Annotated in this window: 25 protein-coding genes and 1 pseudogene; 14 read left to right on the top strand and 12 right to left on the bottom strand. The window is 38.5% G+C overall.

The window, feature by feature from the left end:
- Positions 1-331: 331 nt before the first annotated feature.
- Positions 332-1,384, bottom strand: coding sequence for an extracellular solute-binding protein (locus tag AC6H0A_RS07730; RefSeq protein ID WP_005640871.1), 1,053 nt, complete (start codon positions 1,382-1,384; stop codon positions 332-334).
- 141 nt (positions 1,385-1,525) lie between these two features.
- On the opposite strand from AC6H0A_RS07730, the gene AC6H0A_RS07725 reads away from it, so the two are divergent.
- Positions 1,526-2,821 carry an NAD(P)/FAD-dependent oxidoreductase gene (locus AC6H0A_RS07725; protein WP_005640872.1) on the top strand — a complete coding sequence of 432 codons (1,296 nt, stop codon included), beginning with the start codon at positions 1,526-1,528 and terminating at the stop codon, positions 2,819-2,821.
- A gap of 38 nt (positions 2,822-2,859) precedes the next feature.
- Here AC6H0A_RS07725 and AC6H0A_RS07720 read toward each other — a convergent pair whose 3' ends face one another.
- On the bottom strand, positions 2,860-3,258 hold the full coding sequence (locus tag AC6H0A_RS07720) for a hypothetical protein (RefSeq protein ID WP_005640873.1): 399 nt from the start codon (positions 3,256-3,258) through the stop codon (positions 2,860-2,862).
- A gap of 113 nt (positions 3,259-3,371) precedes the next feature.
- Between AC6H0A_RS07720 and AC6H0A_RS07715 the strand changes: the two genes are divergently transcribed.
- The 7 genes and pseudogenes from AC6H0A_RS07715 (at position 3,372) to AC6H0A_RS07685 (ending at position 9,619) form a co-directional block, all read left to right on the top strand.
- Entirely contained in the window at positions 3,372-3,974 is a 603-nt protein-coding gene (locus tag AC6H0A_RS07715; RefSeq protein ID WP_044232484.1) for a beta-phosphoglucomutase family hydrolase, read from the top strand.
- Entirely contained in the window at positions 3,974-4,447 is a 474-nt protein-coding gene (locus AC6H0A_RS07710) for a YqaA family protein (RefSeq protein WP_005640876.1), read from the top strand. The genes AC6H0A_RS07715 and AC6H0A_RS07710 overlap by 1 nt, the downstream gene beginning before the upstream one ends.
- Positions 4,448-4,778: 331 nt before the next feature.
- Positions 4,779-5,282, top strand: coding sequence for an S-ribosylhomocysteine lyase (luxS, locus tag AC6H0A_RS07705; protein ID WP_005640878.1), 504 nt, complete (start codon positions 4,779-4,781; stop codon positions 5,280-5,282).
- Between the two features lie 8 nt (positions 5,283-5,290).
- Entirely contained in the window at positions 5,291-6,472 is a 1,182-nt protein-coding gene (purT, locus tag AC6H0A_RS07700) for a formate-dependent phosphoribosylglycinamide formyltransferase (protein WP_179230792.1), read from the top strand.
- 434 nt (positions 6,473-6,906) lie between these two features.
- Positions 6,907-7,005: pseudogene (locus AC6H0A_RS07695) on the top strand (NADP-dependent ketol-acid reductoisomerase); the annotation flags it as partial.
- Positions 7,006-7,075: 70 nt separating this feature from the next.
- Positions 7,076-7,753: a hypothetical protein gene (locus AC6H0A_RS07690; protein ID WP_005640881.1), complete on the top strand. Its 678-nt coding sequence runs from the start codon at positions 7,076-7,078 to the stop codon at positions 7,751-7,753.
- A 294-nt stretch (positions 7,754-8,047) separates the two neighbouring features.
- Positions 8,048-9,619, top strand: a complete 1,572-nt coding sequence (locus tag AC6H0A_RS07685) for an autotransporter outer membrane beta-barrel domain-containing protein (RefSeq protein ID WP_497512612.1) — start codon at positions 8,048-8,050, stop codon at positions 9,617-9,619.
- A 63-nt stretch (positions 9,620-9,682) separates the two neighbouring features.
- On the opposite strand, the gene glpX is transcribed toward AC6H0A_RS07685, so the two are convergent.
- On the bottom strand, positions 9,683-10,690 hold the full coding sequence (gene glpX, locus AC6H0A_RS07680; RefSeq protein WP_005640885.1) for a class II fructose-bisphosphatase: 1,008 nt from the start codon (positions 10,688-10,690) through the stop codon (positions 9,683-9,685).
- Positions 10,691-10,850: 160 nt separating this feature from the next.
- Here glpX and AC6H0A_RS07675 point away from each other — a divergent pair, with 160 nt between their 5' ends.
- The 3 genes from AC6H0A_RS07675 to dtd all read left to right on the top strand — a co-directional run bounded on the left by AC6H0A_RS07675 (position 10,851) and on the right by dtd (position 12,049).
- On the top strand, positions 10,851-11,069 hold the full coding sequence (locus AC6H0A_RS07675) for a cell division protein ZapB (protein WP_005627167.1): 219 nt from the start codon (positions 10,851-10,853) through the stop codon (positions 11,067-11,069).
- A 108-nt stretch (positions 11,070-11,177) separates the two neighbouring features.
- Positions 11,178-11,618, top strand: a complete 441-nt coding sequence (gene mioC / locus AC6H0A_RS07670; protein WP_005640888.1) for an FMN-binding protein MioC — start codon at positions 11,178-11,180, stop codon at positions 11,616-11,618.
- On the top strand, positions 11,615-12,049 hold the full coding sequence (gene dtd / locus AC6H0A_RS07665; protein WP_005640890.1) for a D-aminoacyl-tRNA deacylase: 435 nt from the start codon (positions 11,615-11,617) through the stop codon (positions 12,047-12,049). The genes mioC and dtd overlap by 4 nt, the downstream gene beginning before the upstream one ends.
- Before the next feature lie 522 nt (positions 12,050-12,571).
- Here dtd and ispF read toward each other — a convergent pair.
- Genes ispF through ftsB form a run of 3 tightly spaced genes read right to left on the bottom strand, consistent with a single transcriptional unit; the run spans position 12,572 to position 14,000 of the window.
- Positions 12,572-13,048: a 2-C-methyl-D-erythritol 2,4-cyclodiphosphate synthase gene (gene ispF, locus AC6H0A_RS07660; RefSeq protein WP_005640892.1), complete on the bottom strand. Its 477-nt coding sequence runs from the start codon at positions 13,046-13,048 to the stop codon at positions 12,572-12,574.
- Positions 13,045-13,722, bottom strand: coding sequence for a 2-C-methyl-D-erythritol 4-phosphate cytidylyltransferase (gene ispD / locus AC6H0A_RS07655; protein WP_005640894.1), 678 nt, complete (start codon positions 13,720-13,722; stop codon positions 13,045-13,047). The genes ispF and ispD overlap by 4 nt, the downstream gene beginning before the upstream one ends.
- Positions 13,722-14,000 (bottom strand): cell division protein FtsB, encoded by a 279-nt coding sequence (ftsB, locus tag AC6H0A_RS07650; RefSeq protein ID WP_179230793.1) that lies wholly within the window; start codon positions 13,998-14,000, stop codon positions 13,722-13,724. The genes ispD and ftsB overlap by 1 nt, the downstream gene beginning before the upstream one ends.
- Before the next feature lie 230 nt (positions 14,001-14,230).
- On the opposite strand from ftsB, the gene hel reads away from it, so the two are divergent.
- Positions 14,231-15,055: a lipoprotein e(P4) gene (gene hel, locus AC6H0A_RS07645; RefSeq protein ID WP_005640898.1), complete on the top strand. Its 825-nt coding sequence runs from the start codon at positions 14,231-14,233 to the stop codon at positions 15,053-15,055.
- A 177-nt stretch (positions 15,056-15,232) separates the two neighbouring features.
- Positions 15,233-15,916: an rRNA large subunit pseudouridine synthase E gene (locus tag AC6H0A_RS07640; RefSeq protein WP_005640901.1), complete on the top strand. Its 684-nt coding sequence runs from the start codon at positions 15,233-15,235 to the stop codon at positions 15,914-15,916.
- Between the two features lie 63 nt (positions 15,917-15,979).
- Here AC6H0A_RS07640 and ppx read toward each other — a convergent pair whose 3' ends face one another.
- The 6 genes from ppx to rraB form a co-directional block, all read right to left on the bottom strand.
- Positions 15,980-17,509 (bottom strand): exopolyphosphatase, encoded by a 1,530-nt coding sequence (gene ppx / locus AC6H0A_RS07635; protein ID WP_070047078.1) that lies wholly within the window; start codon positions 17,507-17,509, stop codon positions 15,980-15,982.
- A gap of 7 nt (positions 17,510-17,516) precedes the next feature.
- Entirely contained in the window at positions 17,517-21,413 is a 3,897-nt protein-coding gene (gene tamB / locus AC6H0A_RS07630) for an autotransporter assembly complex protein TamB (protein ID WP_179230794.1), read from the bottom strand.
- A 9-nt stretch (positions 21,414-21,422) separates the two neighbouring features.
- Positions 21,423-23,159, bottom strand: a complete 1,737-nt coding sequence (tamA, locus tag AC6H0A_RS07625) for an autotransporter assembly complex protein TamA (protein ID WP_005640909.1) — start codon at positions 23,157-23,159, stop codon at positions 21,423-21,425.
- 152 nt (positions 23,160-23,311) lie between these two features.
- Positions 23,312-23,932 carry a peptidylprolyl isomerase gene (slyD, locus tag AC6H0A_RS07620; RefSeq protein ID WP_044232488.1) on the bottom strand — a complete coding sequence of 207 codons (621 nt, stop codon included), beginning with the start codon at positions 23,930-23,932 and terminating at the stop codon, positions 23,312-23,314.
- 55 nt (positions 23,933-23,987) lie between these two features.
- Positions 23,988-24,710 (bottom strand): SIMPL domain-containing protein, encoded by a 723-nt coding sequence (locus AC6H0A_RS07615; protein ID WP_005640913.1) that lies wholly within the window; start codon positions 24,708-24,710, stop codon positions 23,988-23,990.
- A 54-nt stretch (positions 24,711-24,764) separates the two neighbouring features.
- On the bottom strand, positions 24,765-25,184 hold the full coding sequence (gene rraB, locus AC6H0A_RS07610) for a ribonuclease E inhibitor RraB (protein WP_179230795.1): 420 nt from the start codon (positions 25,182-25,184) through the stop codon (positions 24,765-24,767).
- 108 nt (positions 25,185-25,292) lie between these two features.
- Here rraB and truD point away from each other — a divergent pair, with 108 nt between their 5' ends.
- Positions 25,293-26,312, top strand: a complete 1,020-nt coding sequence (truD, locus tag AC6H0A_RS07605) for a tRNA pseudouridine(13) synthase TruD (protein ID WP_005640916.1) — start codon at positions 25,293-25,295, stop codon at positions 26,310-26,312.
- The last annotated feature ends 4 nt before the right edge of the window (positions 26,313-26,316 follow it).

Below are 26,316 nucleotides of genomic sequence, written 5' to 3'. Positions count from 1 at the left end.
TTAATAGTCCAAAGAAACTTTCTATATGTCATATATCTAAGAAATTCCTTTTTCTTGACATACTTTGAATACTGCCATTTTCAGTAAGGATATCGACGATATGCCTCCATCTGATAGAAAATGATACCATTAGTTTTGTTTATTATAAATACTAGTGGATTCTTAATACTCATTTTTCTATTAAGAATAGATTGAAGAACCTGTAATTTAAATTCGATTATGTAGTGTTTACCCATAATAAAATCTGCACCTCAATTGTTGGTTTGGTTAGTCCAACTTTTGGGGTGCAGATCAAATTTCATCGCACTTTTTTGTTTTCTAAATTGAGAAATTAATTGGTTTTTAATTTGCTCCAATATTTTTCATAAATATCGACAGCTTCTCCAACATCACCTTGCATAATCCCTTTTTCTATTTCTGATGCTGGTGGAAATAATTTCGGATCATTGGCAACTTCTGGGCTGAGTAATGCTTTGACTCCTTCATTTGGCATAGAAAAGCCCATGCGTTCTACTACAACTTTGGCATTTTCTGGACGAAGTAAGAAGTCAATGAACTTATGCGCGCCTTCAACATTTTTTGCTGTAGTTGGAATTGCATAGTTATCCATCCAGAAAATTGCGCCTTCTTTTGGATAGACAAATTGGAGAGATGGATTTTCTTTATGTGCTAAATAAGCAGAACCATTCCAAATCATACCAATTGCTGCTTCACCTTGTACGTAAGGGACTTCTGGCGAATCAGAGTTAAAGGTCGCTATATTTGGTAAAAGTTTTTCTAAACGCTCGTAAGCTGTTTTGATGTCTTCTTCATTGGTGGTATTTGGCGATTTACCATCAAGCAATAATGCTACGTGGAATACTTCACGCGCATCACTGGTCATGAGAACTTTGCCTTTAAATTCAGGTTTCCATAAATCCGCCCAGCTGGTGATGCTTTTAGGATCAATCTCATCAGCATTAACTTCAATACCAGTAAGTCCATAAACATAAGGTAATGAATATTTATTTTCTGGGTCGAATTCTTTATTTAATAAATGTTTAGGGATTTGATGAATATTGGTCAATTTACTTTGATCAATCGGTTGAAGCATCTTTTCCTTAATCATTTTATTTACGTAGTAACTTGATGGAAACACCAAATCATAGCCAGAGCCAGTATTCTGAGTAAGTTTGAGTTTCGCGTACATTTCTTCGTTGCTTTCAAAGGTAGAATAAATCACCTCGATGCCGGTTTCTTTAGAGAACTGTGCGACTAAATCAGAAGGTACATAGTCTGTCCAGTTATAAACGTAAAGTTTGTTATTGGCAAAAGCGGAAACCGCGAAAAGTGCGGTGGTGGAAAGGAAAAGATTTTTGAGTGAGTGAGCAAAGAATTTTTTCAATTTATTGACCTCCGAGGGTTATCGTTCATCATAAAACGCACAAATTTTGCGCGTGCGCAGTATAGCATTTTTTTCGTAAAAGGTTTGACATATTTCCCTTTCGGGGTAAGATTTTGCCAGTTTTTTCCTAAGAGATTTTTTATGCTTAATTTTGCCTATCAAGAACACGTTCGCTCTTATTATTTCGACTCTCGTAACCAAGATTTTCAATTCCCGCCGTTAACTCAAATTGAACATGCTGATGTGTGTGTGATCGGGGCTGGATTTTTTGGTTTATCTGCGGCATTAGAACTGGCGGAGAAAGGAAAAAAAGTCATTGTATTAGAGGGCGCTCGAGTGGGCTTTGGCGCTTCTGGTCGTAGTGGTGGGCAAGCAATTAATGGCTTTGAAGAAGGCATTGATGAATACGTTAAACAAGTTGGCGAAGATAAAGCGCATAAACTTTGGAATATGTCATTAGAGGCCATTGATATTATTGATGAGCGTATTGAAAAATATGGCATTCAATGCGACTGGAAAAAAGGCTATGCCACATTGGCATTAAATGGACGCAGAATGGATGACTTAATTGAAATTGAAAAAGAAAGTCATGAAAATTTTGGCTATCAGAATATGCAACTTTGGGATAAGGCTAAATTAAAACAGCACTTAGGCAGTGATATTTATGTGGGGGGCTTATTTGATAGTAACTCAGGGCATTTACATCCACTTAATTATTGCTTAGGTTTAGCGAAAGCTTGTGTCGATCTGGGTGTTCAGATTTTTGAACAATCTCCCGTAGTGGATATGGTTGAGAAAAATGGTTGCGTTGAGGTTAAAACAGCTAAAAGTGCGGTTATTTCTCAAGACGTTATTTTAGCCATCAATGCTTATATTGATGCTCTCCCAAAATCTATTCACCACGGAATTAATCGTAAAATATTACCTGTAGAAAGTTTTATTATTGCCACAGAGCCGTTAAGTCAAGCGGTTGCTGATTCTGTTATTAATAATGGAATGTCGGTGTGCGATAACAATTTATTATTAGACTATTATCGTTTGAGTGCTGACAATCGCTTGCTCTTTGGTAGTGATTCTAGCTCAGAAAAAGATATGGTCACGATTATGCGGAAAAATATGTTGCGCGTATTCCCGCAACTTGAAAATGTAAAAATCGATTATGGCTGGGCTGGCCCGATTGATATGACATTAAACTCAACGCCACATTTTGGTCGTATTTCTCCGCATATTTATTTTGCTCATGGTTATTCTGGTCACGGTGTTGCTTTGACTGGTCTTGCAGGGCGAATTGTAGCTGAGGCGATTTTGGGTGACGATGAACGTTTATCTATTTTTGAAGGCCTGAAAGTTCCTTCTGTTTATGGTGGTCGAATTATCAAAGATCTTGCGACAAAGATTGGTGTTCAATATTACAAATTTTTAGATAAATATCGTTAAGATATAAAAATGATCTAGTCTAAAAGCTAGGTCATTTTTTATAAGTGGGCTAATTTATATAACATCACAGATTTTAATTGTTTCTGTTCAAGAACCAAAGAATGAATGCTCGCTAAAAAATAGGTTTGTTCTGCTTCAGGAATGAAAAACGGCATCAAGTTGAGTAAATCTTGATGGATAGCTAAAACTTGTGGAAAAATGACCGCACTTTGAATTTCTTCGAGCATTTCTGGATAAAGTGGTGAAACGCAACCCCCTCGTTCTATTCGACCTAAGCTGCAAGCAATGTGTAGCAGCATAAAATCCACTTGAGGCGTATTCACATCAGCTTGCCAGTAATGAGCTAATCGATCTCGTAAACGAAATACTACATCAATAATAGATTGATTTATTTGCCTGCGAATTTTCCAACGTTCTAGTTGCTTAAATAACCGCATTTGTTTTTATTAGTTCAAAATTTGTCCACTACTTTACCGCACTTTACTGAAATAAAATAGTGCACAGATCACAGTTTTGTAGCAAAATGGTAAAAATTTGTAAGGATGTAAAAATGTTAGATTATGAGATGTTCAATCCATATGAAGGATTGATTTTTGATATGGATGGAACTTTAATCGATACCATGCCTGTACATGCGCAGGCTTGGACGATGGTGGGAGAGCGATTTGGCTATGAATTTGATTGCCAAATTATGTATAACTTCGGCGGGGCGACGGTTCGAACCATCGCGGGGGAAATGATGAAAGCGGCGAATATGCCACGAGATCGAATTGAGGATGTGCTTGCTGCAAAACGTGAATTGTCTTACCAACTTATTCCGACTCAATCAAAGTTATTGCCAACCTTTGAGATTGTTAAATCCTTCCATCAGAAAAAGCCGATTGCGCTGGGATCTGGCTCACACCGTAAAATTATTGATATGTTGATGGATAAACTGGCTATCGCACCTTACTTTAATGCCATTGTCAGTGCAGATGATGTAAAAGAACATAAACCACATCCAGAAACTTTTTTACGTTGTGCGGAATTAATTCAAGCGAATCCAAGTTGTTGTATCGTATTTGAGGATGCTGATTTAGGTGTACAAGCGGGATTAAATGCGGGAATGGACGTATTTGATGTGCGTACACGAGAAATCATTTCGCCAAGATAATGGATATTTTTTCATTTTTTAGTGCTGATTTTTGGCAAACTCATGCGTTATGCCTCATGTTTGTCAGTGCATTCTTGAGTGCAACGGTATTACCAGGTAATTCAGAAGTGGTGTTTGTTGCTCTTGCAGTCCCTAAATTGGCGCTGGGATCTTTATTTAGTACAGATATATTGGCACTCGTTTTTTTCGCCACGCTTGGCAATGGATTGGGGAGTTTAACTACTTACGGGATTGGGCGATGGATGCCAAAATTTGATCCAAAAAATCACTGCACTTTATGGGTAATGAATCAGATAAAGCGTTATGGGGCGATTACTTTACTTTTAAGCTGGCTGCCTGTAGTTGGTGATTTATTTTGCGCCATAGCAGGTTGGTTAAGATTAAATTTTGTGGTAAGTAGCGTCTTTATCTTTATTGGAAAACTGGTTCGTTATGTTGCGTTATTGTTTTTTAGTGCCCCATTCTTATTATAAAATGCGCAAGAAAAAGCCCCACAATGAATGCTAGGCAAATAACCTAAGGAACCAATTTTATTAAAACAACTGCAAGTCGCTTGTTCTATGAGACTAGCACTTTATGAGAAAGTTCAAATTTTTCTGAAAATTTTTTAAATAAAAATTCGGGATAAAAAAAGCCCCACAATGAATGTGGGGCAAATAACCTAAGGAACCAATTTTATTAAAACAACTGCAAGTTGCTTGTTACATAAGACAATGAGCCTTGCCATAAAGTTCATTAGAATTTGCAAAAAATGAACATTTATTCAAATTTATTTTTAATTTACTGATTTATAAGGAAAACTTTATGCCATTACTTGATAGTTTTAAAGTGGATCATACCAAAATGAATGCACCAGCAGTACGTGTTGCAAAAACGATGCGCACGCCAAAAGGTGATGACATTACCATTTTTGATTTACGTTTTTGTATTCCAAATAAAGAAATTCTTCCTCCAAAAGGTATTCATACGCTTGAACATTTGTTTGCGGGTTTTATGCGTGATCATTTAAATAGCGATAACGTTGAAATTATTGATATTTCTCCGATGGGATGTCGCACTGGGTTCTATATGTCCTTGATTGGTACGCCAAATGAACAGCAAGTAGCACAAGCTTGGCTAGCTTCAATGCAGGATATTTTAGGTGTTCAAGATCAAACAACTATTCCTGAATTAAATATCTATCAATGCGGTACTTATACCGAACATTCTTTGAAAGAAGCACATGAAATTGCAAAAAATGTTATCGCACGCGGTGTAGGCGTGAATAAAAATGAAGATTTGGCACTCGATGATTCGTTATTAAAATAGGAGAAATCATGACAACACTTGGCACAGCATTAACCCCTAATGCAACCAAAGTAATGATGTTGGGTTCTGGTGAACTAGGCAAAGAAGTAGTGATTGAATTGCAACGTTTAGGCGTTGAAGTTATTGCAGTCGATCGCTATGAAAATGCCCCAGCACAACAAGTGGCACATCGTGCATACACCATTTCTATGTTAGATGGTGAAGCATTGAAAGCGCTTGTGGAGAAAGAAAAGCCTGACTACATTGTTCCCGAAGTTGAAGCTATTTCGACGGCCACTTTGGTTGAATTAGAACAAGCCGGCTTTAATGTTGTGCCGACTGCAAAAGCAACTCAACTTACGATGAATCGTGAAGGGATTCGTCGTCTAGCTTCAGAAGAGTTAGGGTTACCAACTTCGCCTTACCAATTTGTGGATAATTTTTCGGACTTTCAAAGTGCGGTCGAAAAAATTAGTATTCCTTGCGTGGTGAAACCAATTATGTCTTCTTCTGGACATGGGCAAAGCATTTTAAAGTCTAAAGATGACATTCAAAAAGCTTGGGATTACGCGCAAGAAGGTGGGCGTGCGGGGGCAGGTCGAGTAATTGTTGAAGGTTTTGTCAAATTTGATTATGAAATCACGTTACTGACAGTTCGTCATATCAATGGTACAAGTTTCCTTGCGCCAATAGGTCATCGTCAAGAAGATGGTGATTATCGGGAATCTTGGCAGCCTCAAGCTATGTCGGATATTGCATTATCAAAAGCGCAATCGATTGCTGATAAGATTACTGGGGCATTGGGTGGCTTCGGTATTTTCGGTATAGAGATGTTTGTGTGTGGCAATGAGGTAATTTTCAATGAAGTATCACCGCGTCCTCATGATACAGGAATGGTAACGCTGATTTCTCAAGAGCTTTCTGAATTCGCTTTACATGCTCGTGCGATCTTAGGTTTACCAATTCCCGAAATTACGTTGATTAGCCCATCAGCATCTAAAGCTATTGTTGTGGAAGGCAAATCACAAAACGTGCAATTTGGTGGAATTGAACAAGCATTGGCACAACCTCATACTAATATTCGATTATTTGGTAAAGGTGAAGTGAATGGTCATCGACGTTTAGGCGTTTTACTTGCGCGTGATGTATCCGTTGAAAAAGCGTTGGAAAAAGTAAAACAAGCTTATGAACAGCTAGAAATTAGTTTATAAAAATCGAAAGTGCGGTAAAAATTGATCTGACTCCAAAAAGTTAGACTGTGATTTAAAGGATTGTTTTCGATATTGTATCGGACTCAGTCCTTTTAATTTTAGTTGAATCTGTCGATGGCTATAGTAATCCAAATGATCTCTAACTGTATCAACTACCTCCCCCTCTAGTGTTGAATTTCTGACTATAAAAATATTCCATTTTTTATCGCCCAAGGAAACTTCCCATTGCGGTATTGTCCGAGTAATTCCCTTTTCTAGACATACTTTGAATGATGCTATTTTCTGCTAAGATTCGACGATAGGTTTAAGCTGTAAAATTATCAAACGTAAGCGGTTTTCTTCCGTTTTAGGTGGAGGATGCATTTTAGCATAGTGAGGTTTCATAAATGGTTGTCTTGATAGTTTATGAGGAATTAGCCCATTTATGATATTGCGATGTAAACGATGCGATTCGCAACCACCCTGTTGAATTAATCGGTCAAGAATTACGTGGTTATATGACTGATATGAAACGTATCGCAGTTGCGGGTTAATTATTAAACCAGTAAAATTTAAGCCAACTTATTCAATAAGTTGGCTTTTTTATAATCCAAAGGAATTAATATGAAAAACAATAAAATTTTTAACCGCACTTTTAAAGTAAGTTTGGTGGCTATGGCGTTAGGATTAGTTAATTCGGCATGGGCCATTGATTATAAATTATATGAAGGTACCGTATATAAGAATCCAGAAAGAACTGACTCTGAAGTAAAAAATATGAATTTTTATTCAGATTATGGCTATGATTTAACAAATAAAAATAATCTAGCCCATATATCTTTTAGAATGAAAAATGGTCTAGACAATAAGGATTACCCAACAGAATCATTAATTTTCCTGGCTCCTCAATTTTCTAATGGACCTACCTCATTAGAAATCAAACCTAATAGCACTTTCACATTATCGAAGGCTTTTCCTGAAAGTTCTGTTTTTGAATTGAGAGATGCAAATCTTAAATTCCACACCGGCAATATCAATTTATTTGAGGGACTTTCGACAGTTAATCAAGAGGGAGAGTCAGTTTCAGGAAATTCAGCATTTGAACTTCAGAGTAATAGTACCATTGATATTGATTCAGTGAGAATTGTTAGTTCGGCTAAAGAAAGCATAGGGTACCAACTATTTGATAAATCTACAGCAAATATTACCAACTCCTCTATTTTTCTGGGGGGAGATAACAGCACTGCTATAGATGCCGAAAACTCAACATTACATATCAAAAATTTAGATATCACGCTATAGCCAGCAGGCACCAATAAATCATCTTCTGTTGCATACATATCTGATAATACCACATTAAATATTCAAGACAGCTTAATCACTATCAAAGCAAAAGGTCAAAGTAAAGGTTTAGGTTTTATACTTGATAGTGGCGTAACCAACATTACAAATTCCAACATTAAAAATAACACTGGAGAAGTAGTTATTTTTACTAATAAACAAGATTCTCGAGATGAAACAAATAATTACGACTCAACTACCGTTAATCTAAAAAATACTAAAGTACCTGATGCGAAAGTGCTTGTAGGGTTAAACATGCCTGAACTAGCCTATACGGACTTAGCTGAAGGTGAAAAGACAAGTTCACCGAGATTTATTTTGAATGCAGATAACTCTCAGTTGAATGGTGTGGTAAAACAATACGACAACAAAAATAAAACGCCTGTTACATTAAACCTCACTAACAATTCTACATGGTATTTAGTTGATAACTCAGAAGTAACTGACTTGCATTTAAATAATTCAGCCGTTTCCTTAACTAGCACCAAAGCGCCTTATGCTGTATTAACTATCACGGAAAATCTTACTGGCTCTGGCACATTTAATCTTTACACAAATATTGCCAATAACAATGCAAATAAAATCGTTGTTAAAGGCACTGCTGAAGGTAATCATAAAATTGGTGTAACCAACCAAGGTGCAAATATTGCTAACGGAAAAGTGACACTTGTCGAAACCAATGGCGGTAATGCTGCATTTAGCTTAACGAACCCGAATAATCGTGTAGATTTAGGGGCTTACCAATATTTCCTAACCAAAGAGGGAAATAATTGGGTATTAGCGAACTCTAAAAATGAAGTCACCCCAACTCCACCTGTTGCACCAGCTACACCAAGTAAACCTGTGGTGACTCCAAGCAAACCTGTGGTAACGCCTAGCACCCCAGTAATAGCCCCAAGTAATCCAGTAGTAACCCCAAGTAATCCAGTAGTACCACCTGCAGTTCTACTAAGCGCACCGTTACTTTCAGACTTAGCGAATGCACAAGTTTCTCTTCGCCAAGCACAATTGCTTTTAGTGGAAGATGATTTAAGTGGCATTCATCAACGTCTAGGCGAAATGAAAAACGGTGAAAAAGGTAATGTATGGGTTCGTAATGTAAATTCTCGCCAAAAATTAGCCGCACTATCGACAGGTGAGAGTAAAACTTCTGGCTTTAAACAAAACGTACATAGCTTACAAGTGGGCGCAGATGCTGCTGTAACAGATAACCTCCGTGTTGGTGGATTTGTTGGTTGCAGCCAAGCTAACGTTGATTTCAATGGTTATTACGGTGATGGCAAAGTAAGAAGCAACAGCGTGGGCTTATATGCAGCTTACCTTGCAGATAAAGGTATTTATGTAGATAACATCGTGAAATACAGCCGTTTACACGCTAACTCAGATCTCACAGAGAAACGTCATTACAACGCTTATACTATTTCGAGTGAATTAGGCAAACGCTTTAACCTTGCGAACAATTGGACAATCACACCGAAAGCACAATTAGCGTGGACACATATTTCATCACAAGAGAATGAAGATAGCTTATCTTCTGTGTATTCTCGAATTGGTTTACGTGTAGCCAAAGGCTTTGCATTAAGTAATGGTTGGAATTTACAACCTTATGCAGAAGTAAATGCGATTACTAGCAAAAACCGTAGCAGCAAAATTCATTACACAAACAGTGCGCTTGATGTTGCAAGCAGCCGTGGACATTTTGAAAGTGCGGTCGGTTTAAATGCTGGATTTGCAAATCATCGTTTTGGTTTAGAAGTAAGCCGTGCTGACGGTAAAAACTTTGATAAACCTTATGCAATTCAAGCGGTTTATTATTATAGCGGGTAGTATCTTGCTAAACATACCTCTTAAAAGTGCGGTGAAATTTCACCGCACTTTTGTTTGTCCCAACTAAATATTCAAAATCTTATAAATTTCAGAATCTTTACGATCTAGATAATGGATGGATTGGATTTTACGAATTGTGCGGGATTTTCCACGAATTAAAATTGTTTCAGTGCTGGCTAAATTGCCCTTTCGAGAGATACCTTTAAGCAAATCGCCATTGGTGATACCCGTTGCGGTAAATACTAGGTTATCGTCACGCACAAGATCTTCAAGTTTTAACACTTCATTGATTTTTACGCCTAATGCTTCACAACGCTGAATTTCATCGGCAGCAATTTTTTTATTTTCTTCCGTATCACCTTTTACTTCGTTACGAGGAAGTAAACGAGCTTGCATATCGCCACCTAATGCACGAATTGCAGCTGCCACACCTTCTGGTGCTCCACCGATTCCGTAAAGAAGATCGACTTCGGCATCAGGCAAACAGCACAATACGGAACCTGCCACATCACCATCAGGGATCGCCATCACTCTCACGCCCAAGTTATGCATTTGTTTAATTACCGCATCATGGCGTGGTTTTGCCAAAACCATTACAGTGAGATCAGAAAGGGATTTTCCTAGCTTAGATGTGACACGGCGAAGATTTTGTTCTAGTGGTAAAGTTAAATCAATCATGCCTTTAACATCTGGGCCAACCACTAATTTTTCCATATACATATCTGGTGCTTTTAAAAAGGTATTTCTACCGCCAGCTGCTAAGACAGAAATAGCGTTAGATTGCCCCATTGCAGTCATACGCGTGCCATCAATAGGATCAACGGCGATAGAGACCAATTCTCCCATGCCAGAACCGACTTTTTCACCAATATAAAGCATTGGTGCTTCATCAATTTCCCCTTCACCAATCACGATTTCAGCATCCATATGAATTAAATTCAGCATATAACGCATAGCTTTCACAGCTGCATCATCAGCTGCATTTTTATCCCCTCGACCAAGCCACATATGAGCCGCTAACGCAGCTGTCTCAGTCACACGTGAAAATTCAATAGCCAATGCACGATTCATCATTATTCTCCTTCTGCTTACTTTTCTAGATCATGGCAAAATTCCGTTATTTTATCATTGCGTAATCGTTTGCATAATAATTTTTTCTCCAACGCTTTAAAAAGGAAAATTTACTGGGTAAAATACTCTCAAACTTACCCATATTTAAAAGGAAATCATTATGTCTTTAGAAATTTTAGACCAGCTTGAAGAAAAAATTAAACAAGCGGTAGAAACTATCCAATTACTTCAATTAGAAGTTGAAGAATTAAAAGAGAAAAACGCAGAATCTCACAGAAATATCGAAAGTTTACAAACTGAAAATGAACAACTGAAAAATGAACACCGCAACTGGCAAGAACATATTCGTTCATTGCTTGGCAAATTTGATAACGTTTAATCGTAATAAAAGGCTTAGAAAATCTAAGCCTTTTTATTTTCATCATTTCAAAAATATTCTTTTACTTTTCCCTATGTTAGGGAAGAAAAATAAATACAGGATAATCAAATGCACATTTGCATTCTCTCTGGCAGTACTTTAGGTGGCGCAGAATATGTTGCCGAACATTTAAACGATGTTTTAGAAACTCAAGGTTTTTCTACCGCTCTTTTTCACGGACCAAGTCTATCCAACATCGAAAATGAAAAAATTTGGCTTGTTGTGACTTCAACTCATGGTGCGGGCGAGTTGCCAGATAATTTAAAACCTCTATTTGATGAATTAGCTAAAAATCAAAGCGATTTTTCAGATGTTCGTTTTACCGTCGTTGGATTAGGTAATTCTGATTATGATACTTTTTGCTATGCAGCAGACAAAGTGGAGCAAGTGCTTCAAGAAAAAAATGCGGTAAAAATTTGCGAGACTTTAAAAATTGACGTGCTAAACGTGGATGATCAAGAAGGCTACGCCGAAGCATGGTTACCGAATTTTATTGAGGGATTAAAATGATTGCCTTAATCCAGCGTGTCGCCCAAGCAAAAGTTGATGTAAACGGTGAAACAATAGGACAAATTGGCAAAGGTTTATTGGTTTTGCTTGGTGTAGAAAAAGAAGATAACCAAGAAAAAGCGGATAAACTTGCTGAAAAAGTCCTTAATTATCGAATTTTTAGTGATGAAAATGACAAAATGAACTTAAATGTTCAACAAGCACAAGGTGAATTACTTATTGTTTCTCAATTTACATTAGCGGCGGATACACAAAAAGGTTTGCGTCCAAGTTTTTCAAAAGGTGCACCCCCAGCATTGGCTAATGAATTATATGAATACTTTATTCAAAAGTGCGGTGAGAAATTATCTGTTTCAACAGGACAATTTGCAGCGGATATGCAAGTGAGTTTAACAAACGATGGTCCAGTTACATTTTGGTTAAATGTATAAATAAGGACGGTTGATTTAGTAATAAGATTCTTAAGACTTTTAGAAAATTAAGCACGCTAAATAGCTTAACTAATGGAATATCTGCGTTAAACGTACATATTCCATTAGTCAACGTCAACTAACAACATAGCACCTAACAACAAGGTTGGTGAGCAAAAAGGCGAACTGAAGCCCTCCATTGCTCCCTCGTCCATAAATGGACGTTTCCTCTCACCAATGGCCACTTTAATAACAAAGGTGAATTATCACCCACTGCCATTATCACTGATTAGGGACAATCGGGAATGTCAGACAACAGCCCGCCAAACCCAATAGGCAAAGTGCACAGCGCAATGCCAAATGGCACAAACATCCATTCTTGCGCCTAAATCTTTTCATTTATAGTCTGTGTTATCAGCTACAAACTCACTGTACAAGAATATGGTATGCCTTTTCCTAGGTTAAAACTGTGATCTAGATCACAAAAATAAAAATGCGGTGAAATTCTTTTAAAAATTTCACCGCACTTTTAAGAATAAACAATTATTGTCGGATTAAAAGGGCAACGGCTTCACAAGCAATTCCTTCTTGTCTTCCTGTAAAGCCTAGTTTTTCAGTAGTCGTTGCTTTCACATTGACTTGCTCAATATCGCATTGTAGGTCTTCAGCTATTTTGGCACGCATGGCATCAATATGTGGACGCATTTTAGGTGCTTGTGCAATGATAGTGACATCCACATTACCAATTTTATATCCCTTTTCTTGCACTTGACGAAATGCTTCACGCAATAGCCCACGACTATCAGCATTTTTATATTGCATATCCGTATCAGGGAAAAGCTTTCCGATATCACCTAAAGTCGCGGCGCCCAAGATAGCATCGGTTAAGGCATGTAATGCCACATCGCCATCAGAGTGCGCAATAAACCCAGTATGATAAGGCACTTCTACGCCGCCAATAATTAATGGGCGATTTTCACCAAACGCATGAACATCAAAACCGTGTCCAATTCTGATCATAATTTATTCCTTGTTAAATAAAATTCTGCTAATGCTAAATCTTCTGGACGAGTCACTTTTAAATTATCGCTACGCCCAGCCACCAAGTGCGGTCGAAATCCTACGAGTTCCATTGCCGATGCTTCATCCGTTATATTTGCACCTTGTTGAATCCCTGTAGAAAGCGCATTTCTTAATATATCTACTGGGAAAAACTGTGGTGTCATCGCTTGCCAAAGTTGACGACGATCTTCTGTTTTCACAATACATTGCTGATTATCCGCCCGTTTAATCGTATCCGTCGCTGGAATTGCCAAAATAGCACCATGCTCATCTTCAATGGCTAGCAATTTATCAATGTCGGCGTGTTGTAAACAAGGACGAGCAGCATCATGAACAAGCACCCACGCATTTTTTTCCTCAATTGCGTTTAAACCATTTAATACGGATTCAGCTCGTGTGGCGCCCCCCTCCACTAACTGAATTTTAGGGGCAAGTGATAGCTTAACAATATAAGGATCATCTGTGCTCACCGCCAAAATAATTTTAGATACGGCAGGATGAGAAAGCATAACATCAAGTGTGTGTTCGAGCAGTGTTTTGCCGAGCAGCGTTAAATATTGTTTAGGTTTATCTGCTTGCATTCGCGAGCCCACGCCAGCTGCTGGCAATACCGCAATAATTGAACGAGCCATTATTTATTCTCTTTCACAATGTGATAAAACACTTCGTTTTCTTTTACCATGCCATGCTGCATTCGCGCACGTTCTTCAATGGCCTCAAAACCTTTGGTTAGTCCTTGAATCTCCGCATTAATACGCTGGTTGCGTTGAGACAGTTTTTCATTTTCCGCTTGGTTTTCTACAATCTTTGCAGCAGTGTTGCGGTAATCGAAGAAACCATTACGGCCAAACCATAAGTCATATTGAAACAAAACTAATACGGCAAAAAGAATGAGAATAAGAAGTCGCATAAAAATGTTGGTGATGAATAAAATTGCGGTTAGTTTACCGTGAAAAGGGGGGAAAGGCGATAGGATAAAAAAGAAAGTGCGGTAAGTTTTACATCTAGATCTCGCGTTAAAAATGTGACGAGCATCACAAATTTAATAGAATTACCAAGAAAGCGCCCCAAAAAATAAAAAGGTTTGCTATACTCTCCCCTCCCCGTTTTTACTAACCCTAAAGTTAAAAGGAATATAACATGAAAACAACTTTAAAAATGACTGCACTTGCAGCACTTTCTGCTCTTGTTTTATCTGGCTGTGGCGTACACAAAATGAAGTCCGAAGAACACGCAAATATGCAATTACAACAACAAGCTGTTCTTGGCTTAAACTGGATGCAAGATTCTGGCGAATATAAAGCATTAGCTTATCAAGCCTACAATGCGGCAAAAGTAGCATTTGATCACGCAAAAGTGGCAAAAGGTAAGAAAAAAGCGGTTGTGGTTGATTTAGATGAGACCATGTTAGATAACAGCCCTTATGCTGGTTGGCAAGTTCAAAATAACAAACCATTCGATGGTAAAGATTGGACTCGTTGGGTAGACGCGCGTCAATCTCGTGCCGTTCCGGGTGCGGTAGAATTTAATAATTATGTAAATAGCCACAAAGGTAAAATATTCTACGTAACAAACCGCAAAGATAGCTCTGAAAAAGCAGGCACTATTGATGATATGAAACGTTTAGGTTTCAATGGTGTGGAAGAATCTGCATTTTATTTGAAAAAAGACAAATCAGCCAAAGCGGCTCGTTTTGCAGAAATTGAAAAACAAGGCTATGAAATCGTACTTTATGTAGGCGATAACTTAGATGACTTCGGTGATAAAGTATATGGCAAATTAAATGCAGACCGTCGTGTATTCGTTGATCAAAACCAAGGCAAATTTGGTAAAACTTTCATCATGTTACCTAACGCAAACTACGGTGGTTGGGAAGGCGGTTTAGCTGACGGGTATTTCAAAAAAGATACACAAGGCAAAATCAAAGCTCGTTTAGATGCAGTACAAGCTTGGGATGGTAAATAATTTTCCATTAAAAAGATCGATTTAAATATCGATTTTGAAAATCTAATTGAGAGGCTAAGTTCAGTTTTTACTGGCTTAGCCTTTTTAGTTTTTTAGATTAACTCAAGTAATCATCATTACTACAGCTTGAAGTTTTGCTATGATGTTGCAAGTCTCTCAAAATAGAAATCTAATTCAATGAAGAAGAATTTTTCAGTGGGAAAATTGCCGTCTAAAGGGAAAAGTGCGGTTAATTTTCACCGCACTTTTAAGCCAAAATCAAAACCTAAAACGCTGTCGTTGGATGAAACCAAAGTTGTGTTATTCAATAAACCTTTTGATGTGCTCACTCAGTTTACCGACGAAGAAGGACGCGCTACCTTAAAAGATTTTATTTCAATTCCAAATGTTTATGCGGCAGGTCGATTAGATAGAGACAGTGAAGGATTACTGATTTTAACTAATAATGGCGAATTACAACATCGTTTGGCAGATCCAAAATTTAAAACAGAAAAAACCTATTGGGTGCAAGTGGAAGGCATCCTTGAAGAAACCAATTTAGCACAACTCAGAAAAGGTGTAGAACTCAAAGATGGCATGACAAAACCCGCTAAAGTGCGGTTAATTTCAGATCCAAATTTATGGGAACGCAATCCACCTATCCGAGAGCGAAAAAATATTCCCACAAGCTGGTTAGAAATTAAAATTAGTGAAGGGCGCAACCGTCAAGTGCGTAGAATGACTGCGCATATTGGTTTCCCCACTTTACGATTAGTGAGAGTGAGTATGGGCTCATTATCTATTAATGGATTAGCAAATGGCTCATTTAGATTATTATCATTGGATGAAATAAAAGCGTTATTTCAGACCGTCAAATTATAAAAATAGGGCAAGTATTTCGCTTGCCCTAAATTTTTCTCCCATAAATATTGAGCAGAAAGATAATTAATAAAAAACTAAACTGCTTTCAAACTCTTTCAAAAGATTACTTTCAGCTCGCAATTCATTCCAAATTAACGGGTTGCGATCTAAGTATCCGCTTTCAAAATTCAATGTCCAATCATTCAAAGTGCGGTGCATTTCAAGGGTGAAATTTTTTGCTGTTTCTGTTGCTTGACGGGATTTATTGAGAATAACTGCAAGACGAAGCAATCGCATTAAAGCCATCACATCTTGCTCGCTATAACGTGCAAATTTAAAAAACTCAGCAGGTTTAAGCGTGCCAATATGCCAACGCACTAACGCGGTAATCAAACGTTGCTGTTCACGATCAAACCCAGGTAATTCCATATTTTGTAAGATATACGCCGAATGTTTTTGTAAACCTTTGTGATTAATCACAATGCCAACTTCATGCAAGCGAGCTGCCCAAAGTAGGATTTCGCGCATTTCTTCAATAAATTCTGTCGATTGCCAATCTTTATATTGTGCACTGAGTAAATTAGCACTATCCGCAACTCGGTGGGCTTGGGCTTGGTCAATATTGAATTGTTCGCTTAATCCCCAAGCTGTGCGCGCTCGAATATCTGCAACTTGGAAGTTTTTCTCTAGACTATAAATTACGCCTTCGCGCAATGCACCGTCAGAATAGCGCATTTGTTGAATATGAAAAACTTCAAACACCGAACTTAAAATCGCTAAACCAGGAACAAAAACATCCACGCGGTCTTGGTTTAAACCGTTAATATTTAGCTGGGTAAAATGTTTAGCTTGTAGCGTTTGCTCAATTAAAGCATGTAATCGCTCGGCTGTAATAGTTCCATTTGGATCAAGATTAGTCGCAATGACTTGCGCCACAGTTTTAATCGTCCCCGATGATCCGAGCACAGATTGCCAACCTAATTTGCGATATTCAAAGCCTAAATCTTCGATTTTATTTACCGCACTTTGGCGCGCGCGTTGAAAGTTTTCTGGAGAAATGATACCATCGGTAAAAAATTGAGTCGCAAAACTCACGCACCCCATATGGCGGCTTTCAGCCACAAGCGGCGTGAAATCATCGCCGATAATCATTTCTGTCGAGCCACCACCAATATCAACAACGAGCTTACGGCCTTTTTCTGGTTGCGTGTGGCATACACCTGCGTAGATGGTTTTAGCTTCAGTTTGCCCACTAATAATATTAATGGGATAGGGGAAAACTTTGGCTGCTTGACGTAAAAATTCGTCATTATTCATCGCTCTTCGTAACGTATAAGTACCAACCACATTGACATTTTCAACAGGAAATCCTTGTAAACGTTCGGCAAATAAGGCTAAGCAATTTACACCACGCGTGATAGCCTCTTGATTAAGCACCGCATTTTCATCTAAGCCTTCCGCGAGTTTAACTTTTTGTTTTAAGCGAGAAAGTACTTGGATTGAGCCGTTCACAATACGCGCGACAATCATGTGGAAGCTGTTTGACCCGAGATCAATCGCCGCGATTTCACGTACATCGCTGCGGTGCTGGGGTTCTAAAATAGGGTGGTTCATAAAATTCCTAAAATTCAAATTGATAAAGTAAGTCAAACACCTGGTTTGTACTAGAAACGGATTGAAAATAAAGTTGTGGCATTAAGCGGTAACGTAAGGTTACTTCTGCCAAGCCATCAAATAAGCCTACACCATATTTTATTTGTAAGCGGTTGGTGAGATTTCCGCTGACGGTCACTTTGGATTTATCACCCACACCCGATGTGCCAAGGTTTAAATCTTGGATACCAAAAGCCTCTCCAATACTTCCCACTAATTTACCGCTCTTTGAAAGTCCTAGACCAAGTAATGCAGCCCCCACGGATCCACTGGATCCCGCCTCACCACTATTTTCTAATGAACGACCCGTTAACAAATAGGAAAGTGCTTGATCTTGTGGTTTACTTGGTTCGCTAAAGATGGTGACATCAGGTCTATCAGCCGTACCTATTACTCTTACACCAGCAGTAATTTTGCTGTCTTCCATTGCTTCTGGATTACGAATTGCTTCAATGTTTAACATCGGTTGTGACGGTTGGCCTGAAAAGTTAATTTGTCCTTTTCGAATTAATAAATCTTGTCCAAAAGATGCATAACGTCCTTTGGTTAAATTAATTTGCCCGAATAAACCTAAATTTCCTCTGTCTTGTTTCACAGAAAGTAAACCATCAAGATTGGTTTTTAAGCCATAGGCATCAAGGCTGACGTTTTTGCCAATATTGATGCGTAAATCAGAACGAATATCCATGCCTGATTTTGTTTTTGCCGCAAATTCACGTTTAATCATTTCTTCTTTGCTCTTATGAGGGCCATTTAAAATAACTTCATCTTCGCTCACTGGCTCAGCAGTGTCTGGTAAGCTATCAATTCTAATTCGCGCCCAAGGAATATCGACTGTTCCGCTTAAATTCAATTCTTTCGGATTCGCTTTCACCGTGATATTTGGACTGAAACGTAGTTTCGCCATAGAAGGAATATCCACGTTGAAATTATTTGCCTGAGCATTTAATTCTGTTGTCCAATGTTCAATATTTGCCCAGTTTGCTCGGCCAGTTAAATTTAAACGACTATCGCTAGTTTCAATTTTTCCCCGTAAAGTGGAATTATTACCGTGGAAACGTACGGCAATATCACCATCAGTAATATTGACTGGCATAGATTTTAATTTGGTACGAATATTGCGAATATTGAAGTCGCCATTTAATAATGGTTTCTCTAAATTCCCGCCGAAACTCAACTTTGAAACTACCTCCCCATTCACTGATTCACCACTAGTAAGTAGCTGATTTGCGATCGACAAGTTTAATCGTTCTATCGCAAGAGTTCCGCCAAGTTGACGATGTTTAGCAAGGTCATTTAAATGAATATCACCTACAATCCTGCCTTGGTTATGCACATTGATGCCTGTTTTTAAAACCAAATTATTATTTTGAATGTCGGCGTTAAGTGTTAATTTTGGAATATCCAATTTAAACGTACGGTAATCCAATTTTTGAGAGAAGGCTAAATGATTGCCATCTACTTTGGCGGTAAATTGGAATGGTTTGTCCGTAAACCAAGCAACATTACCTTGTGCTTGCAAGTTTCCTTTGAGGCTATCTTGTTCGATAAGTTTATTCACTAAATCCAAATTAACACGTTTAAATTGGAAAGGAATATTCCCTTGCTTGCCCACATTGAATGCTTGTGGGAAACATAATTCTACATCTGTGTTTTGCCAGCAATGTGCAGCAATATTAGCTTGTGTTTGTTTGTGATCGTAAGACACCGCAATAGCTTGGTTAGATTTTACATCACCAATAGGTGTATCGAATTTTGCTTGGGAAAGTGTGCCTTTCCATTGCTCCAAAGTGCGGTCAAAATGACCGTTAATTTGTAAATTTGCAGCAACAGGCTCACCTTGGGATTTAAGCGTTAATAGATGATTTTGTTCATCGCCAGATAAAGCGAGATCAAGTAAACGGAGTTTAAAACTTTCACCATAATGAAGTTGCACTGCCTTAATATTGAATTGCCCTTTAGCTAAAGGATCACTTTTGATATTCCCTTTCGCGCTCGCTTTAGATAATTGGAAACCTTGTAAGTGTAAATTAGACGAAGTTAAGTCAAGATCAAGATTTGGGCTGGTGAACTGACCAGAAATAGCCGCATGCCCTTTCACATTGCCGCTTAAATCAGACCATAAACCACGCAAATTCGGTGCATCAATATCTAATACAAAATCAGAATGGTCATCTAATACCCCTCTTGCGTTAAGATGATTTTCACCATATCTAATCTGCAAATCAGGTACTGTTAGAAGTACATTTTGATTAAGCGTTGCCGAGCCTTTTAAACTGATGGGGTTTGAAGACAGAGTTCCATTTAAATCAGCTACAGGCAGTTCCACTTGCCAGCCTTGAGAGCCTGCAAAACCACGTGAATGCAATTTGCCAGATAATGTTGCAGGCATGACAGGTACATAAAAACCGATATTCATTTTTTCTAAATCGGCTTGTACATCCCAGTTTGCGCCCTCTTTCCAGTTTGCAGTCCCCACAAATTCACTTTTACCGTCTAACGAAGCTATCCCCAATTTATTGACGGTTACTTCATAAAGTTTACCGTCGGCATTAAGATCCACTTGAGATGCAGGAATATAATCCATTCCATCTACGCCCCCTTTAAGCTCAGCGTGATAATTCAGTAAATCCCCCGTGAGCTTAAGTGTTACATCATTAATTTTAAGTGGCGCCATTGTGTTTACAAAAGCATATTGTCCTTTTGCCACATTTAATGTGAGGTTTAAGGGCATTTTGTCTTGTGCTAATTGCACTTCGCCATTCAGTTCAGCATCTAATACGCCTTTTGTTTTCAAAGAAAGTGAGGTGGATTTTTTCAATGATCCTGAAAGTGTAAGATCGACATCACTCGCTGGCAGAATTTCTTTTCCATCGGATTTCAACGGCTCTAAATGGGATTTTAAAGTTAAATCTAGTGGCATATCGCCATCAAGTTGTAATTTACCTTGTGAATAAAGATTACCCAGCGAGCTTTCTACCGCTAATTTTTGTAATTGCAGTTGGTTATCGACGGTATCCGCCTGTGCAATCAGGTTTGGGATTTCAATAGATTGAAGTGTTTCACCTTTTTCATTCACCGCTTGATAATGCCAGTTTTTGCCTTTAATCGCGGGGATGTGTAAATCAAAAGGAAGAATTATTTCTGATACATTGCCTAAAAAAGCAGGCGTTAAAGATTGCTCTATCGCATCCCAATCTACAGGCTTATTCGGTTGTTTGGCTTGCGGCTCAGGTTTAACTTCGGGCAATTTTTTTGAAATAACTGAAATATCGTTAATTTCAGTCGGCGCAAGAGTTAAGCCTTTTTCATTATTTAAACTTACCGCACTTTTAAAATGACTGAGAGTAAGATGAGTTTGATCAACATTTACAGATAAATCTTGCACTGCCAAATTTTCTGCATTGATATCAATTGGCAAGGAAATGCGTTTCATCGAGCCAGACTTGGAATTATCAGGCGTTGATGGAGGCAGTAATGCGGTATTAATCGCAATCGTTGGTTTATTTAAAGTGAAATCACGTAAACAAACCTCACGTGAAAGCAAACAACCGAAATCAAGCTGTAAACGTGCTTGTGCAATATGAGTATCAATCCCAGAGGTTTGATAACGAACATTATTTAGCACCAAGCCATTTTGTAGTCCGCCTTCAATTTGCTCAACGGAAAAACTATCAAGCATTTTATCGGCAAGTTGAATTAAACCTCTTTGCCCAGCATCGAAAGAAAGTGCCCCAGCAACACCTAAAACAGGCACCAAAATGACCGCACTTCCAATACAAAAAGCCTTGCGTACCCAATGTTTTTTATTAGGTTGATCAGGTGATTTTGGTGAAGTTTCTGATGGTTGTATTTGTTCTGTCATAAATTCACCTTAAATTTCTGTACCAATCCCGATGTAAAATTGAATATTTTTGCTGTTATCTTTATCACGAATCGGGGTGGCAATATCAAATTTAATCGCGCCCACTGGTGATGCCCAACGGACACCAACGCCTGCACCATAACGCAATTCTTTAGTGGTGTAATCATTAGCTGCTAATCCACTATCTGCGAAGGTCGTCGCCCACCAATTCGGATAAACTTGATATTGATATTCTAAAGAGCCCGCAAGTAATCGCGAGCCACCAACCAATTTTCCATTTTTATTTTTAGGCGCAATTTTTTTATAGCCGTAACCGCGCACACTGCGATCGCCACCAGCAAAGAAACGAAGTGCGGGTGGGATTTTTTCAATATCCTTTGTATGTAAATACCCAACTTCAGCACGAGCAACGATACGGTGATTTTCTGCATAAGTACGAATCCATGCGCTAGAGGCTTGCACTTTTACGAAAGAAGCTTCCGATAACCAAACTTTGTCCCCCACATCAAAAGTGATTTTTTGTACGTCGCCCCAAGTTGCAAAAGAACCGCCACGTAATCGGGTACGAGTAAATCCAACAGTTGGATAAAGAAGGAATGTTTTATCGGTTATATCGGCTTGTGTAAAACTATCGTATCGCGCACGAACTCCGCCAAAATATTGCCAGCCATGCGCATTATTCCAATAACGTAATGCTGATAGTGTGAGTGCTCTCGTATTGGTATCATTCTTTTTTTCCCCTTCCCAACCGACAGAGTAATCATAGTAATAATTTAATGGATTTTTAAGTAAAGGCTGTCGATAAGTTGCCTCTAAAGTTTGTTTTGGTGCTGAGAGATAAAGATTGGTGCGGAAACTATGTCCACGGCTATTAATCCACGGTTTTGTCCAACCAATTTGAGTGTGCAAGCCACCATCAGTTGCAAAGCCAACCCCGAGTTCCATCGCATTTTTTTTACGTGGATAAAGAATAATCTCCACATCCACAGTTTTACTTTTATGATTAACATTAGGTTGAACTAATACTAAACTAAACCAATTTGAAGATGAAAAATCGCTGGTTAAATCCGATAAGTTATTCATTAAATATGGATCACCAGGTTTGATGTTAAGAATATTATTTAAGTAATCATCCCGAATCTGTGAATGGCTAAAAGTAATATTGCCATAATGATAACGAACGCCACTATCAAATAACATTCGCCACCATGCTTGATGGGTTTCAGGGCTGATTTCTAAACGTGAAATCTTAAATTCCCCATCAAAATATCCACGATTTAATGCTAAACGTGAAATCGCCGTTTTGTAATCATTGTAAGTTTGGTGTTCGACTAACACCCCTTCTTTAGGTAATTTTTTACGTAGCGAATCAAAATTTTCATCTTGTGCGGCTTCCCCTTCAATTTGCACATCAGTGCCCGCAATTTTTGTTGGCTCGCCTGGTGTAACATGAGCAATCAATAAATCGCGTTTACCTTGACGCTGTTTTCGTTCAAAACGCACGGAAGATTCATAATAACCAAACACCCGCAAACCACGATCCACAGCTTGAGTGACTAAATGTTGATAGCGTTCGGAGCCATCCATTTCTTCTTTGTTAATCAGATGAACATTGAGATCCGTATTACGAACAGCACGGAAACCACGGATACCTTGAACTTCAATATCAACGGTTTGTTCCGCAAATGCAGGAAAGCAACTTAATGCCAAAAAAAGTGCGGTGAGTTTTAGCGATTTTTTCTTCATTTTGAGGGGCTAAAATTTTTTAAGTAAATTGCGCTATAGTCTACCGAGAAGTTCGTTAGGATCCAATATTTTCAGCGCATTTTGTCAGTTTTTTAATAAAAAAATACCGCACTTCATTGCTAAAGTGCGGTAATGTTTTTGGCTGTTTTTAATTAATGACCGCCGCAGCCACAGCTGCCGTGACCATGTCCGTGTCCGTGACCACCGCCGCAGCATCCGCTGTGATCGTGATCATGGTCGTGATGGTGGTGATGACCACCACAGCCACAGCCGTGACCTTCTTCGTCATCATCATGGTGGTGGCTATGTGCGCCATGAACGTGGCCGTGTGCGATTTCTTCTAACGTTGCTTCGCGGGTTGCGACAACTTCAACCGTGAAGTGTAATTCTTGACCAGCTAACATGTGATTTCCATCAACCACAACTTCATCGCCATCGATTTCAGTAATCACCACTGGAACAGGACCAATGTCAGTATCAGCTAAGAAACGCATGCCGACTTCAAGTTCATCAACACCTTGGAATACATCTTTTGGTACACGTTGAACCATATTTTCGCTGTATGCACCGTAACCTTCTTCAGGTTGTACACGTACTTCAAATTTGTCGCCTACTTCTTTACCTTCAAGCGCTTTTTCAAGACCGATTACTAAATTATTGTGGCCTTGTAAATATTCTAGTGGTTGATTCGCTGGCGCTTCATCTACCAATACGCCATCTTGTGTGCGAACTTGGTAAGCAATGCTCACCACTACATTTTTTGCTACTTTCATTATGTTTTCCTTATAAAAAAATCGGTTAAAAAAAGTCGTACCATTGTAGCGAAAATTATTCCGCGCGCAATGCAATTCGCGCACTAATGCGTGCTTTTATTTTCTCTTTACCATTTTCCAAATAAGCATCGCCAGAAGAATCCACCGCACTCATATCAGCAGATTTTGCCATCGCCATCATATAAGGTCGTGGGCTCATGGTTTGTTCATTCACGGAAGAGACATCTAAATCTAAAATTTGATAGCCTTTCATATTCAACGAATTTTGAATTAATGTGGCTTTGTTTTTAAATTTATCCAACGCAGCTTGAGTTAATTCATTTTCTAAACTCATTAATTTTTCTGATGAAATAAGTGCATTCGTACTTTCCACCGCCATAACGCCATCAAGCTCGCTAATCACTTTGGAAATGGCTTGGAAATCTTTGCTTTCTAATACAAGTTCTACACGGTCAATCCAGCCAGATTGCTTGCCTTGATTGTTATAACGCAGACTGGTATGACGAAAATGATCTTTAATTTCCACCGCACTTTCGTTTTTCGCGATAGAAAGCGCTTTGCTTAATTTCTCATTGATCGTTTTATTTAAGGTTGAAAGTGAGGTGCCTTCTGCCTGATAAAAAAGTGTAACTTGTAACAAATCTCGTGAAACTTCTTTTTCGACTTCAGCATTAAAAGAAACAATATTATTTTGCACCGCACTTTGCGGATTATCCGCTAATGCTGGCACAGCAAAAGGCAGCGCCAATAATGCTAAGGAAAGTGATTTTAATTTCATATTGAAACTCCTAAAAAAATAACCGCACTTATTAAGTGCGGTTAAAAAGAATGATTAATGCACACGAGGCTCTTCGACATCCTCGTCATCAAAAAATTCCCCATCATTGCCGTATTCATCGTCATCGGCGTTCGGATCTTCAAAATAGGTGCCCCAACCATCATAAATGCCTTTATGTTTTTCTAATAACGGAAGGATTTCTTTTTGTTGAGCATCAATAATTTCCGCTTTTAATTCTACTTCACTGATAATGTCAAAACAGAAGATGGGGTTGCCATCATCTTCAAATTCTTCCGCTTCGGAAACTTCATAACCGGCTTTAAACGCATCTACGGCGATTTTTTCTAACAAATCAAAATCGTGATGAGCAATATGATGCTCAATAATATAAAGCGCATCCGGGTCACTACCATCGTTAAGTAAATCAGTGATAATTTCACGGGTTTCTGCTTGTAATTCAGCCAATTTTGACATAATAAAATCCTTCAACAAGAACAAAAGTGCGGTTATTTTAGTGGATAAATCACCAAAAGTCGCATAAAATTTCGCGCAATTATTTTCTATAAAAAAGAACCCTTAATCATGCTCGAACAACTCCCTTATTTGGCATTAAAAACTCCGCCAAAAACCACCGCACTTTTAAAGGCTGAATGTGCGGATTTTATTGTAAGAGAGCATTTAGGCTATGAAATGTCAGGCGAAGGTGAGTTTGTTGCGTTGTATGTACGCAAAACAGATTGCAACACCTTATTTGTTGGCGAAAAATTAGCTAAATTTGCAGGTGTTTCTGAACGCAATATGGGATATGCGGGGTTGAAAGATCGTCGAGCGGTGACAGAACAATGGTTTTGTTTACAAATGCCAGGAATGGAAATGCCCGATTTCAGTCAATTTGAATTAGATGGCGTAGAGATTTTAGCGGTTACTCGACATAACCGAAAAATTCGTACTGGTAGCCTTGAGGGAAATTATTTCGATATTTTATTACGCAGTGCAGAAGAATCTGATGAACTTAAAGCGCGGTTGGATTTTGTGGCAAATTTGGGTTTCCCAAATTATTTTACGGAACAACGTTTTGGTCGAGATGGTCATAACCTCACGCAAGCATTGCGTTGGGCGCAAGGAGAAATTAAGGTAAAAGATCGCAAAAAACGCAGTTTTTATCTTTCCGCTGCTCGCAGTGAAATTTTTAATTTAGTTGTGGCAGCACGTATTGCAAAGGGCGCAACAAATGAAGTTTTGCCAAGTGATATTGTGCAATTAACCGGTTCGCACAGTTGGTTCAAAGCGGATGAAAAAGAAGACTTAAATGCCTTGCAAGTGCGGTTAGAAAATCAAGATATTTTACTCACCGCCCCTTTAATTGGCGAAGATGTGTTGGCCGCAAGCGATATTGAAAATGAAATTGTAAGTAAACATTCAGTTTTCGATCCTTTAATGACACAAGAGAGAATGAAGGCAGCGCGTCGTCCATTATTAATGAAAGCAAAAGCGTTTTCTTGGGCATTTGAGCCAGAAGGCTTGCGTTTGAAATTTTATTTGCCTGCAGGCAGTTATGCCACGGCATTGGTTCGTGAGTTAGTAAATTATACAGAAGCATAAGGAA

It is taken from the genome of Haemophilus sp. THUN1692 (assembly GCF_059704395.1).
Note: the sequence above shows the minus strand (reverse complement) of the source record. Positions and strands in the feature narration are given on the sequence as shown.